Origin of the sequence: Actinomadura bangladeshensis (genome assembly GCF_004348335.1) — a bacterium.
In the GTDB taxonomy this organism is placed as follows: Bacteria; Actinomycetota; Actinomycetes; order Streptosporangiales; family Streptosporangiaceae; genus Spirillospora; species Spirillospora bangladeshensis.
Window position 1 is genome coordinate 1 of the sequence record NZ_SMJW01000242.1, and the last position, 11,732, is coordinate 11,732.

Below are 11,732 nucleotides of genomic sequence, written 5' to 3' on the forward strand. Positions count from 1 at the left end.
GGGTGGGCGCCCCGCGAAGGTGGACGGCGTCCCCACCGCGCAGGGCACGCACAAGCAGAAGATGGACGTGGGCACGTTCGGGCACCGCGAGTTCCTGCTGCACGTCCCGGCCAAGGTGTCGGACGGCACGTGGGAGGACGGCAAGCCCGCCGACCCGCCCGCACTGGTCGTCGCCCTGCACGGCGGCCTCGCCAACATGGGCAAGATGGAGGACCTGAGCGGCTTCGACAAGCTGTCGGACGAGCACGGATTCCTCGTCGCCTACCCCGACGGGTTCATGACCACCTGGAACGCCGGCGACTGCTGCGGCGCCGCCAAAGTCAGCGACATCGACGACGTCGGGTTCCTGACCAAGCTCATCGACAAGCTCACCGGCGCCGGCCTGGCCGACCCGAAGCGCGTCTACGTCACCGGCTTCTCCAACGGCGCGGGCATGGCGTACAAGATGGCCTGCGAGAAGCCGGACAAGGTGGCGGCGATCGGCGTCGTCGAGGGCGCGCTGGTCACCCCCTGCGACCCGGACCGCCCGGTCTCGGCGATGATCTTCCACGGGACGGCGGACCGGAGCGTCCCGTTCAACGGCGGCGGCAACCGCGACTTCAACGACAAGCGCCCTTTCCCGCCGGTGTCCAAGGCGGTCGAGTTCTGGCGCAAGCGCGCCGGGCTGCCCGAGCCGCACAAGCCCGTGAAGGCCCTCGGCGGCGGCACGAACTGCGCGAGCACCGGCAAGGGGGCGCAGGGGGTCGCGGTGACGTTCTGCAAGATCGAGGGCGGCGGGCACCAGTGGCCGGACGAGGCCGGTCCCATGCTCTGGGACTTCTTCGCCGCCCATCCCCGCGGCGGATCGTGAGAGCTTTTCACATTAGCCGGTAGTGTGGCAGTGTGACCGCCATGAACCTCCGGGACCGCTATGACGCCGCGACCGCCGCGATCGAGGCGCCGTTCGCCGTCGTCGACCTGGCGGCCTTCCGCGCCAACGCCGCCGGCCTCGTCCGCCGCGCCGCCGGCAAGCCGATCCGCGTCGCGAGCAAGTCGGTGCGCTGCCGGGCCCTCCTGGAGGACGCCCTCGCGATGGACGGCTTCGCCGGGATCATGGCGTTCACGCTGCCCGAGGCGCTGTGGCTCGCGGCCGAGGGCGTCAGCGACGACATCCTCGTCGCCTATCCGACCGCCGACCGCACCGCCATCGCCGCGCTCGCCGACGACCCCGCGGCCGCCCGCGTCATCACGCTGATGGTCGACTCCCCGGCGCACCTCGAACTGATCGAGACCGCCGCCGGCGACCGCAGGATCCGGGTCTGCATCGACATCGACGCCTCCTACCGCCCGCTCGGCGGACGGGTCCGGATCGGCGCGCTGCGCTCCCCGCTGCGGACCGCCGCGCAGGTGTGCGCGTTCGCCGAGCGGATCCTCAAGCGCCCCTCCCTCGACCTCGTCGGGCTGATGGCCTACGAGTCGCAGATCGCCGGCGTCGGGGACGTCCCGCCCGGACGCCCCGCGCGCGGCCGCGTCATCCGCGCCATGCAGCGCCAGTCCCGGCTGGAGCTGGCCCGGCGGCGCGCCGCGATCGTCCGGGCCGTGCGGGAGCTGACCGAACTGGAGTTCGTCAACGGCGGCGGCACCGGCAGCGTCGAGAAGACCGCCGCCGAGCGCGCCGTCACCGAGGTCGCGGCGGGCTCCGGCCTGTACCAGCCGCACCTGTTCGACCAGTACTCCAACTTCACCGGACGCCCCGCCGCGCTGTTCGCGCTGCCCGTCGTCCGCCGCCCGGCCCCCGGCGTCGCGACCTGCCTCGGCGGCGGCTACCTGGCGTCCGGCCCGGCCGACGCCGTCCGCCTCCCGCAGCCGTACCTGCCGACCGGGCTGTCCTACGACCCCGACGAGGGCGCCGGCGAGGTGCAGACGCCGCTGCTCGGCCACGCCGCCGACCTGCTGTCCCTCGGCGACCGCGTCTGGTTCCGCCACACCAAGGCCGGCGAACTGTGCGAACGCTTCGAGGCCCTCCACCTGATCGAAGGCGACCGCCTCATCAAGACCGTCCCCACCTACCGCGGCGAAGGCAAGACCTTCCTGTAGGACGTAGGTTGGGGGGATGGACGCTCCCCTGATCAGTGTTCGCGGTGAGGCGGTGCTGGAGGCCGAGCCGGAGGTCGCGCGGCTGTCGGTGCACGTCCAGTCGCAGGAGTCCGACCGGCGGGCGGCGCTCGACCGGCTCACCGAGCGGAACCAGCGGTGCCTCGACCTCGTCAGGTCGTACGGGGACGCCGTGGAGAAGGTGGAGACGGGCGGCCTCGCGATCACGCCGCTGCTGAAGTACAAGCGGCGCGAGGGCGACGTCCGGGCCTACCGGGGCACCGTCTGGATCAAGATCGCGGTGGTCGACTTCGGGGTGCTCGGCGAGCTGGTCACACGGCTCGGCGACCTGGAGCGCACCTTCGTCAGCGGGCCCGAGTGGGAGCTGCGGCGCGACAGCGAGGTGTACGAGCGGGCGGCGCGGCAGGCGGCGCACGAGGCCGTGTCCCGCGCGCGCGGCTACGCCGAGGCGCTCGGGGCGCGGCTCACCGGCCTGGTCGAGCTGTCGGACGAGGGCGTCGGCCGCACCCCGGAGGCGCCGGTCGCGCTGGCCGCCGCGTACGGGCGGGGGCTGGGCGACAACGCCGAGGAGCCCGAGCCGATCGACCTGGAACCGGAGACGCAGATCGTCCGCGCGACCGTCGAGGCGCGCTTCACCGCGACGCAGCCCGACCTGGAGCCGCGGTGAAGATCGCGGTCATCGGGGCCGGCAGCGGCTACATGCCGGGCGTCGTCCGGGGCCTGCTGCACCGCGCCGACGACCTGGCCGGAACCGAGCTGGCCTGCTACGACATCGACTCCGCGCACCTGGATGTCATGGCGCGGCTCGCGCGGAACATGTTCGCCGCGCGGGGCGCCGCGTTCACCGTGTCGTCGCACACCGCTCTCAAGGCGGCGCTGGACGGCGCGTCGTACGTGTTCACGACGTTCCGTCCCGGCGGGCTGGCGGCACGGCATTTGGACGAGTCGATCCCGCTCAAGCACGGCGTGGTCGGGCAGGAGACCGCGGGCCCCGGCGGGTTCCTGATGGCGCTGCGGTCGGTGCCCGTCCTGCTGGACGTCGCCGCCAAGGCCGACCCGGGCGCGTGGATCGTCAACTACACCAACCCGACGAACGTGGTCACCGACGCCGTGGCCCGCCGCACCGGCGCGCGGATCATCGGCCTGTGCGACCAGTACATCGGCGACACCGAGATGTGGGCCGACCTGCTGGGGCTGCCGTCCGACGGGCTGGAGGCCGACTGGATCGGCCTCAACCACGCCACCTGGGCGGAGCGGCTCCGGCTCGACGGCCGCGAACTCGACCTCCCGCTCCTGCTGGACGACCTGGAGGTCCCCGGCGGCGGCGCGACCCCGTGGCGCGACCCGTCCCGCATGGCGGAACTGGCGAAGACGCTCGGTCTCCTGCCGAACTCCTACGCCAAGTACTACTTCTTCCACGACCAGGTCGTCGAGGAGCTGCGGGCGAAGGGCACGACCCGCGCGCAGGACATCCTCGCCATGCTGCCCGGCTACTACGAGCAGGTCGCCGCCGAGTCGCGCAAGCCCGACCCCGACCCGTCGCGGGAGCGCGGCGGCGGCGAGCACGGCGAGTTCGCCGTCGACGTCATCTGCGCCCTGCACCGCGACGAGGGCCGCCGCATGATCGTCAACACGCGCAACAACGGCGCGGTCTCCTCGCTGGACGCCGACGCGATCGCGGAGGTCCCGTCCCTGGTCGGACGGTCCGGGCCCGTCCCGCTGACGATGGGCCCGCTGCCCGCCCCGGTGCGCGGCCTCACCCAGGCGATCCACGCCTACGAACGGCTCGCGTCCGACGCCGCCGTCACCGGCGACCGCCGCACCGCGCTGCAGGCGCTCATGGCGCACCCGTTCGTCCGGAGCAAGCACACCGCCGAGAAGATTCTGGACGAGGGCCTCGCCGCCCACCGCGACCACCTCCCGCAGTTCCGCTGAACGGCGCGGGGCGCCCTGCCGTACTCAGGGTGTGGGAGGAAGCGACTGCGGGGTGTACCGGCTCGGCCTCGGCGTCTACGCCATCGGACGGCTGGGCGGCGACGAGGCCGACGCGCTGTCGGCGCACCTGCGCGGCTGCCCGCCCTGCCGCGCCGAGCTCGCCGAGCTGCGGACCGTCGCCGAGCTGCTCGCGCACTCGGTCCGCCCCGGCCCGGCACGCGAAGGCGCCGGCCGCGGACCGCGGACCGGCGCCTCCAGGATGGGTCTCAGCGGCGCTTGCGCCTACGGCGCCAGAGGACCAGGGCGGCCACGGTGACCGCGGCCCCGACGCCCGCGAGCACCACCCGCTTGTCGACGCCGCCCTGACCGTCCTCGTCGTCGCCGGACGGGCGCACCAGCGTCCCGAACGCCTTGACGACCTGATCGGCCTCCTCCTTCACCCGCTCGACGCCCCGGTGCGCGACGTTGCGCGGGCTGAGCCGGTCCGCGAGCTCGTCGACCGTCCGCGCGAGCTCCCGGCGGGAACGCTCGATATGGCGTTCCAGCTCCTCCGGGTCGCTGCTCCAGTCAGCCATGCCGTTTCCTTACCGTGTCGGGCGAACTCGCGGCGGGGCGGGGCCGCGAGCGAAGCATGATCCGAACAGTGTTGCAGGTCTTGCCCGTGGACGTCCGCCCAACCCCGGCCGGTACGGTGGGTCCCACCATCGATGCGAAAGGCGGGTCAGGGTGTCCGAGCGGCTGCAGCCGGGCGACGTCGCCCCCGGTTTCGAGCTTCCCGACGCCGACGGGGCCGCGGTGTCGCTGGCCTCGCTGCGCGGTAGGCGCGTGATCCTCTACTTCTACCCGGCGGCCATGACGCCCGGCTGCACGAAGGAGTCCGTCGACTTCGAGGGTAGCCTGGCCGAGCTGGACGCCGCCGGCGTCACCGTGGTCGGCATCTCCCCCGACAAGCCGGCGAAGCTGGCGAAGTTCCGGGAGAAGGAGGGGCTGACGTTCCCGCTCCTGTCCGACCCGGACGCCGAGGTCCTGAAGGCCTACGGCGCGTACGGGGAGAAGAAGCTGTACGGCAAGGTCGTCGTCGGCGTCATCCGGTCGACGTTCGTCATCGACGCCGAGGGCAAGGTCGAGAAGGCGTACTACAACGTGAAGGCGACCGGCCACGTGGAGCGGCTCCGCCGCGACCTGGGCGTCTGACCCGGCTCCCGTCCGAACCGGCGCCTCGGCCCGCGCGGCACGCGCGGGCCGGGTGCGGGCGGGGGGATTCGAACCCCCACGGTGTCGCCACCAACAGGACCTAAACCTGCCGCGTATACCTGATTTCGCCACGCCCGCCGGTGCCCTTCCCGGTCAGCTTAGCGGCTTGATCGGCGGGGCCCGCAACGGAATTCGCGGCGTCCGGGCGGGGCGCGCGGTACAGGGCCGCGACGATGACGGCGGTGACGGCGAGCGCGATCGACGCCGTGAGGAACGCGGCCTGGACGCCGTCGCCGAACGCCGCCCGCGCCTGCTCGGCGACCTGCGGGCCGAGCCGCATCGCCCCCGCGAGCGACTCCCGCGCACCCTCGGCGGCCGGGCCTGGCAGGCCCTCCAGATCCAGGTTCGCGCGGTAGGACGACTGCAGCAGGCTGCCGAGGACGGCGATGCCGAGCGCGCCGCCGAGCTCGCGGGCCAGGTCGTTCATCGCCGAGCCCACGCCCTGCTTGTCCGCCGGGAGCGCGTCGGTGATGGCCGCGGTCGCGGGCGTCATGGCGAGGCCCGCCCCGGCGCCGAGCGGGAGCAGCCCGGCGAGCAGCAGCCAGTACGTGCTGTCCTCGTCCAGCAGGGAGAAGACCAGCATCGCGACGCTGACCAGCAGCAGCCCCGCGGTGATGACGCGGCGCGGGCCGAGCTTCGCCGCCGCCCGGGGCGCGACGACGCGGGCGAACGGCATCATCGCCAGCGCCATCGGCACCAGGCTGAGCGCCCCGACGAGCGCGCTGTCGCCCTTCACCAGCTGCAGGTACTGCAGGATGATGAAGACGAAGCCGAAGAACGCGAAGAACTGCAGGGTGAGCGAGAGGGCGCCGGCGGAGAACGCGCGGATGCGGAACAGCCGCGGGTCGAGCAGCGGGTTCGGCCGCTTCAGCTCCCACAGGACGAACCCGGCGAGGATCACCAGCGCGGCGGCGAGGCCGAGCAGGGTGCGGGCGCTGCCCCAGCCCGCGGTCGGCGCCTCGATGATCGAGTAGACGGCGGCGCCGAGCCCGGCGACGGTGATCGCGGCGCCGGTCACGTCGAGCCGCGGCGCGTCCGGCTCGGCCGACTCGGGGACGACCGCGAGCGTCGCGGCCAGCGCGACGACGGCGAGGACGACGTTCATCCAGAACACCGACCGCCACGACCACGCCTCCAGCAGGCCGCCCGACACGAGCAGCCCGAAGATGGCGCTGGCGCCCGCGACGCCCGCCCAGGTGCCGACCGCCCGGGTCCGCTGCGCGTGCGGGAACGTCGCGGTGATCGTCGACAGCGTCGCCGGCATCACCAGCGCCGCGCCGACGCCGAGCACGCCGCGCATCGCGATCAGCCAGTTCGGGTCGCTCGCCAGCGCCGCCGCGGCGGACCCGGCGCCGAAGAGGACCAGCCCGGCGGCGAGCGCGCGGCGGCGCCCGTAGCGGTCGCCGATGGCGCCGCCGAGCAGCAGCAGCGCCGCGAACACGAGCGCGTACGCGTCGATGATCCACGAAAGTTCGGTCAGCCCTGCGCCGGTGTCGCGGGCGATGGACGGGACCGCGGTGTTGAGGGAGGCCACGGCCGACACGACGGTGGCGAGGGAGAGCATCACGGCCGGCAGCACCGCGCGGTGGACGGTGCCCGGGCCATCCGGAGCTGTGGTGTTCATGCCTCGACCCTCGCTCCCGCTCCGGCTATATTTCAATCCTGATGAATAAATCTGGGGCGGGAACGGAGAAGGGGACGCGGGGCAGGCGGCGCGGCAGCCCGGACACCCGCGAGGCGATCCTCGCCGTGGCGCGCCGCCGCTTCCTGGCCGACGGCTACGGGCCGGTGACGATGCGGTCCATCGCCGCCGAGGCGGGCGTGGACGCCGCGCTGATCAGCTACTTCTTCGGGTCGAAGAAGGGGCTGTTCGGCGCGGTGCTGGGCCTGGTCGCCAACCCTCCCGAGGTGCTCGCGGGAGCGCTGCCCGGCGACCCCGCCACGCTGCCCGAACGCGTCCTGCGGGCGCTGCTGGCCGCGTGGGACGACCCGGAGGGCGGCGCGCGGCTGGTCCTGCTGGTGCGCGCCGCGGTGGCCGAGCCCGACCTGAGCCGGCTGCTGCGCGACCTCCTCGAACACGAGATCATCGACCGCATCGCCGAGCACATCGGCGGTCCCGGCGCGCGGGCCCGGGCCGGGGCTTTCGGCACCCAGCTCGCCGGGCTGATCTTCGTCCGCTACATCATGCGGGTGGAACCCGCCGCGTCGATGGCGCCCGATGAATTAATCGCCCGCCTCGCACCGGGCCTGCGCGCCGTCCTCCACCCGCCGCCGCGCCCCCGCACCCGGTAAGGGACAGGCCGCCGCCGTGGTTGCGGGCAGGCCCCCGGACGATGGGGGGCGGTATGTGAAAAAGGGGACTCGGCAGGCCCGGGGCGGAGGGCTAGGCTGGTCTGGTCCGTCCGGCACGCACAGTCGGTGACATCATGATCACACAATCGGCGGGGCCGTCGTGAGCGACGATTTCACGCATCGCGTGCTCCCCTACGACGGGGTGGAGGAGTTCCTCGGCGGCGCCGTGCCCTTCCTGAGGGACGGCATCGACACGGGCGACCGCGTCCTCGCCGTGTGCGGGTCCGCGCGGCGGATGCTGCTGAGCGACGCCCTCGGCCCGGCCGCCGGCGCGGTGCTGTTCCGCGACGCCGCCAGCTGGTACCGCCACCCCTCCCGGACGCTCGCCGACTGCCTCGGCGACGCCGACGAGAGCAGCCGGCAGGGCCGCCGGCTGCGGCTGCTCGGCGAGCCGGCGTGGGCGTCGCGGTCACCGCTGGAGGTCGTCGAGTGGGAGCGGGCGGAGGCGCTGCTGAACATCGCGATCCGCGGCACCGGCGCGGCCGTCCTGTGCCCGTACGCCGCCTCGCTGCCCGCGGGCGTCGTCGCGGCGGCCCGCAAGACCCACCCGGAGACCGTGCGCGGCACCCGCGCCCTGCGCAACCCCGGCTTCGTCGACCCGTGGACGTTCTGCGCCCGCTGCGACGCCGATCCGCTGCCCCCGCCGCCGGCCGGCGCCGACACGCTGGAGCTCGACGCCCGGCCCGACCTGTTCTGGCTGCGCGCCTGGGTCACCGACTGCGCGCGGCCGACGCCGCTGCCGGAGGAGGGGCGGCAGCGGCTGCTGGTCGCGGTCACCGAGGTCGTCACCAACGCGCTCCGGCACGGCGCGCCGCCGATCGTCCTGCGCATGTGGACGGACGCCTCCGACCGCGAGCCGGCGCTGCTCTGCGAGGTCGCCGACGCGGGGCGCTGGCCGCCCGGCGCCGGATACGGGCTGCTCCCGCCGCGCCCCGCCGACACCTCGTCCGGCGGGCGGTTCGGGCTGTGGGCCGTGCGGCTGCTGTGCTCGACCGTCCAGATCCGCACCGGCGACGGGGGCACCGTCGTGCGGCTGCGGCTCACGCTCCCCCGCCCCGACCGGCCGCAATAGACGGAGGGTGAGGAACTCCATGCGTTGGGCTTCCAATACCGCTCCGGCGGCGTACGCTGAACAGATCCGCCCCGAACCCGATGGGCAGGCCATGGAGACACCCTGGTTCGCCAAGCGTCCCGTCAGCGACGTCCGGCCCGGAGATCACGGCTGGCTGGCCTACTCCGGCCCGGAGGAACGCGACCGGGTCATCGGGCCCTTCCTGCGCGAGGGCCTGCTGACCGGCGAGAAGGTCGTGTACGTCACCGACGTCCCGGCCGAGCGGCTGCCCGGCCTCGGGCCCGAGGCCGGCGACGAGATCGACATCGCCGCGGCCGTCCGGAAGCGCGGGCTGCTGGTCGTCTCGCGGGACGCGTGCCGCGACCGCGGCGGCGCGTTCGCCCCGGCCATGATGCTCGACACCATCGCGCGGGAGGTCGAGGAGGCGTTCGGCCAGGGGTTCCGCGCGGTGCGCATCACCACCGACTACAGCCCGCTGCTGCGCGAGGCGGGCTCCGACCTCGGCCGGATGCTGGGCTGCGAGCACCGGGTCGGCGACACCGTCTCGCCGAGCACGATGGCGATGGCGATCTGCCAGATCGACCGGCGCGCGTGCCCGCCCGACCAGCTCAACGCCCTCCGCGACACACACGAGGTCCTCGTGGAAGTGAACCCCGAATTCGACGACGGCGTCCTGAAGATCGTGCGCACCTTCGAGCCGGCCGGGCTGCGGATCGAGGGCGAACTGGACGCCGCCCGGCACACGGTGCTCGCCGAGACGCTCATGCGGGTGGGCGCGCAGCGCGGCAGCGTCCACCTTGACCTGTCCCGGCTCGGGTTCATCGACCTCGGCGGGCTGAACCTGCTGGCCCGGCACGCCGTCCGGCTGCCCGCCGACGGATCGCTCGTCCTCGATCACCTCCGCCCGAACGTGGAGAACCTCATCACGACGGTCGGCTGGCACCGGCTCCCGGGCATCGCCCGCGGCGCCGGACGGGGGCTCCCGGAGACGGAGGACTTCGCCTGATGACGCTGGAGCACAAGGCGTTCCTGTACGACGGCACCGACGACTTCCTGTCGGTGACGGCGCCCTTCCTGGAATCGGGGCTGGAGCGCGGCCAGACCGTCATCGCGGTGGCGCGCGAACCCGGCCTGACCGCGCTGCGCGACACGGTCGGCGACAAGGACGTCACCTACATCGATGCGGCGAGCTTCTACCGGCATCCCGTCCACACCCTGCGCGACTACCAGGCCATCGTGAAGCAGAGCGGCCCGCGCGGCGTGTGCGCGCTCGCCGAACCGGTCTGGGACGGCTGGGACGAGCGGCAGACCCTGGAGTGGATCCGGTACGAGTCGCTCATCAACGTGGTGTTCGGCGAGACCGAGGCCCGCGCGCTGTGCCCCTACGACGCGGCGGCGCTGCCGCCCCGGATCCTCGCCGAGGCCCGGCGCACCCACCCGCTGCTGCTGGCCCCCGGCCACGACGGCGACAACGCCGAGTACATCGACCCGGTGACCTTCGGGTCGGGCTTCGACCGGGGCCTGCGCTTCGACCGCCCGCACGACGCCGAGTACCTGCCCATCGACGGCGCCGACCTGCACGCCCTGCGCTCGTTCGTCGCCGAGCGGGCGGGCCGGCACGGCCTCGCCGAGCAGTCCGCGCAGAACCTCGTCACCGCCGTCAACGAGGTCGCCGCGAACGCGCTGCAGCACGGCACCCCGCCGATCGGCCTGTGGACGTGGCGGCACGGCTGCGACCTGATCTGCGAGATCGCCGACCACGGGTTCTGGCGGCCCAGCCCGCTGACCGGCTTCATCCCGCCCGACTCCGCCCTCCAGCGCGGGTTCGGGCTGTGGACCGTCCGCCTCCTGGTCGACCTGATGGAACTGCGCGCGGGCTGGGACGGCACCTACGTCCGTCTGTACAAGCGCCGCTAGCCCGGGCCGCCGGGTCCCGCCGTCGCGGTGGACGGGGCCGGTGTGGCGGTGGGCGCGACGGCATGCCTGGGCACGGGTCTCCGGAGCGACCGGTCCGCCGCGCTCGGGCTCGGTGTCGCCGTCGGCGGCACGGAGGGCTGCACGGAGGGCTGCACGGACGGTTCCGCGGTCGGCGTCGGCGCGGGCGTGGCGGGCGGCGCCATGGGACGGGGCGGCTCCGGGCGGTGCGCGTCCGGCCAGAACAGGACGGCGGCCGCCACCAGCACGGCGGCGGTGACGGCGGCGGCCAGGGCAGGGAACGTCCAGCGGCGCAGCACGCTCGTCCGGGCGGGCGCGGCGGCGCGCCCCGCGTCCTGGAACCGGCGGACGGTGTCGGCGTCCGCGTGGATCTCGTCGGCGGCGGCGCGGTAGTGGTCGCGCAGCAGGGCGTCCAGGTCCTCGTTCACGCGCGCCCCTCCTTCATGTGGACCCGCAGCGCGGCCATGGCCCGCGCGGTGTGGCTCTTCACCGTCCCCCGGGAGATCCCGAGCGCCTCGGCGATCTCGTGCTCGCTCAGGTCGCACCAGTAGCGCAGCACGACCACGGCGCGCTGCTTCGCCGGGAGGGCGCGCAGCACCTCGTCGAGGTCTCCCCCGGCGGCCCCCGGCGCCGGGGGCGCGCCCGCGAGCCGCTCCAGGTCGGCGACGGACCCCGCCGGGGTGTCGCGGCGCCGCGCCCGGCGCCTGCTCTCGTCGATGGCGAGGTTGACCAGGACGCGGCGCGTGTACGCCTCCGGGTCCCCGCCGGCGAGCCGTCCCCACCGCCGCGCGACCCGCTCGTAGGCGGTCTGGAGCAGGTCCTCGGCGAGGTGCCGGTCGTAGACGAGGAACACGGCGGTGCGCAGCAGCCGGCCCGCGGTGGCGGCGACGAACTCCTCGAACGTGGCCTCCGCCCCGCGGACCTCCTGGGCGCTCAACGTGGACAGACCGCACCTACCCGCCGTGCGACGGCTTCGACGGCGACGGGGTCGCGGTGGGCGCCGACGGCGACGGGATCGCGGCCGGCTCCGAGGGCGACGGGGTCACGGTCGGCGGCGCCGGCGGGGAGGGGACCGGCGACGGGGTCGCGG

General features: G+C 74.2%; 14 protein-coding genes and 1 tRNA gene. 10 read left to right on the plus strand and 5 right to left on the minus strand.

Annotated elements, in window-relative coordinates:
• The 5 genes from E1284_RS32390 to E1284_RS32410 all read left to right on the plus strand — a co-directional run.
• The coding region (locus E1284_RS32390) for a CE1 family esterase (RefSeq protein ID WP_131943968.1) at nt 1–850 on the plus strand (850 nt) is incomplete at its 5' end.
• A gap of 41 nt (nt 851–891) precedes the next feature.
• Nucleotides 892–2,076: an amino acid deaminase/aldolase gene (locus E1284_RS32395; protein ID WP_131943980.1), complete on the plus strand. Its 1,185-nt coding sequence runs from the start codon at nt 892–894 to the stop codon at nt 2,074–2,076.
• A gap of 16 nt (nt 2,077–2,092) precedes the next feature.
• Nucleotides 2,093–2,761 carry an SIMPL domain-containing protein gene (locus tag E1284_RS32400; RefSeq protein WP_131943969.1) on the plus strand — a complete coding sequence of 223 codons (669 nt, stop codon included), beginning with the start codon at nt 2,093–2,095 and terminating at the stop codon, nt 2,759–2,761.
• Nucleotides 2,758–4,029 (plus strand): family 4 glycosyl hydrolase, encoded by a 1,272-nt coding sequence (locus tag E1284_RS32405; RefSeq protein ID WP_131943970.1) that lies wholly within the window; start codon nt 2,758–2,760, stop codon nt 4,027–4,029. The genes E1284_RS32400 and E1284_RS32405 overlap by 4 nt, the downstream gene beginning before the upstream one ends.
• Before the next feature lie 31 nt (nt 4,030–4,060).
• Nucleotides 4,061–4,345, plus strand: coding sequence for an anti-sigma factor family protein (locus E1284_RS32410; RefSeq protein ID WP_207924078.1), 285 nt, complete (start codon nt 4,061–4,063; stop codon nt 4,343–4,345).
• Here the strand turns inward: E1284_RS32410 and E1284_RS32415 are convergent.
• Nucleotides 4,296–4,604 carry a DUF3618 domain-containing protein gene (locus tag E1284_RS32415; RefSeq protein WP_131943971.1) on the minus strand — a complete coding sequence of 103 codons (309 nt, stop codon included), beginning with the start codon at nt 4,602–4,604 and terminating at the stop codon, nt 4,296–4,298. The genes E1284_RS32410 and E1284_RS32415 overlap by 50 nt on opposite strands.
• Nucleotides 4,605–4,755: 151 nt before the next feature.
• Between E1284_RS32415 and bcp the strand changes: the two genes are divergently transcribed.
• Nucleotides 4,756–5,223 carry a thioredoxin-dependent thiol peroxidase gene (bcp, locus tag E1284_RS32420; RefSeq protein ID WP_207924079.1) on the plus strand — a complete coding sequence of 156 codons (468 nt, stop codon included), beginning with the start codon at nt 4,756–4,758 and terminating at the stop codon, nt 5,221–5,223.
• Between the two features lie 53 nt (nt 5,224–5,276).
• On the opposite strand, the gene E1284_RS32425 is transcribed toward bcp, so the two are convergent.
• A tRNA-Leu gene (locus tag E1284_RS32425) sits at nt 5,277–5,361 on the minus strand.
• Nucleotides 5,324–6,907 (minus strand): MFS transporter, encoded by a 1,584-nt coding sequence (locus E1284_RS32430; RefSeq protein ID WP_131943973.1) that lies wholly within the window; start codon nt 6,905–6,907, stop codon nt 5,324–5,326. The genes E1284_RS32425 and E1284_RS32430 overlap by 38 nt, the downstream gene beginning before the upstream one ends.
• 41 nt (nt 6,908–6,948) lie before the next feature.
• Here E1284_RS32430 and E1284_RS32435 point away from each other — a divergent pair, with 41 nt between their 5' ends.
• The 4 genes from E1284_RS32435 to E1284_RS32450 all read left to right on the plus strand — a co-directional run bounded on the left by E1284_RS32435 (nt 6,949) and on the right by E1284_RS32450 (nt 10,624).
• On the plus strand, nt 6,949–7,575 hold the full coding sequence (locus tag E1284_RS32435; protein WP_131943974.1) for a TetR/AcrR family transcriptional regulator: 627 nt from the start codon (nt 6,949–6,951) through the stop codon (nt 7,573–7,575).
• Nucleotides 7,576–7,735: 160 nt separating this feature from the next.
• Complete coding sequence (locus tag E1284_RS32440) at nt 7,736–8,707, plus strand: sensor histidine kinase (protein ID WP_131943975.1); 972 nt, start codon at nt 7,736–7,738, stop codon at nt 8,705–8,707.
• 91 nt (nt 8,708–8,798) lie between these two features.
• A complete protein-coding gene (locus E1284_RS32445) occupies nt 8,799–9,713 on the plus strand; it encodes an MEDS domain-containing protein (RefSeq protein ID WP_131943976.1) in 915 nt (304 codons plus the stop codon).
• Nucleotides 9,713–10,624 (plus strand): sensor histidine kinase, encoded by a 912-nt coding sequence (locus E1284_RS32450; RefSeq protein WP_131943977.1) that lies wholly within the window; start codon nt 9,713–9,715, stop codon nt 10,622–10,624. Before E1284_RS32445 ends, E1284_RS32450 begins: the two co-directional genes overlap by 1 nt.
• Here E1284_RS32450 and E1284_RS32455 read toward each other — a convergent pair.
• A complete protein-coding gene (locus E1284_RS32455; protein WP_131943978.1) occupies nt 10,621–11,070 on the minus strand; it encodes a hypothetical protein in 450 nt (149 codons plus the stop codon). The two genes, E1284_RS32450 and E1284_RS32455, sit on opposite strands and share 4 nt — an antisense overlap.
• Nucleotides 11,067–11,579, minus strand: a complete 513-nt coding sequence (locus E1284_RS32460; protein WP_131943979.1) for a SigE family RNA polymerase sigma factor — start codon at nt 11,577–11,579, stop codon at nt 11,067–11,069. The genes E1284_RS32455 and E1284_RS32460 overlap by 4 nt, the downstream gene beginning before the upstream one ends.
• Between the last annotated feature and the right edge of the window lie 153 nt (nt 11,580–11,732).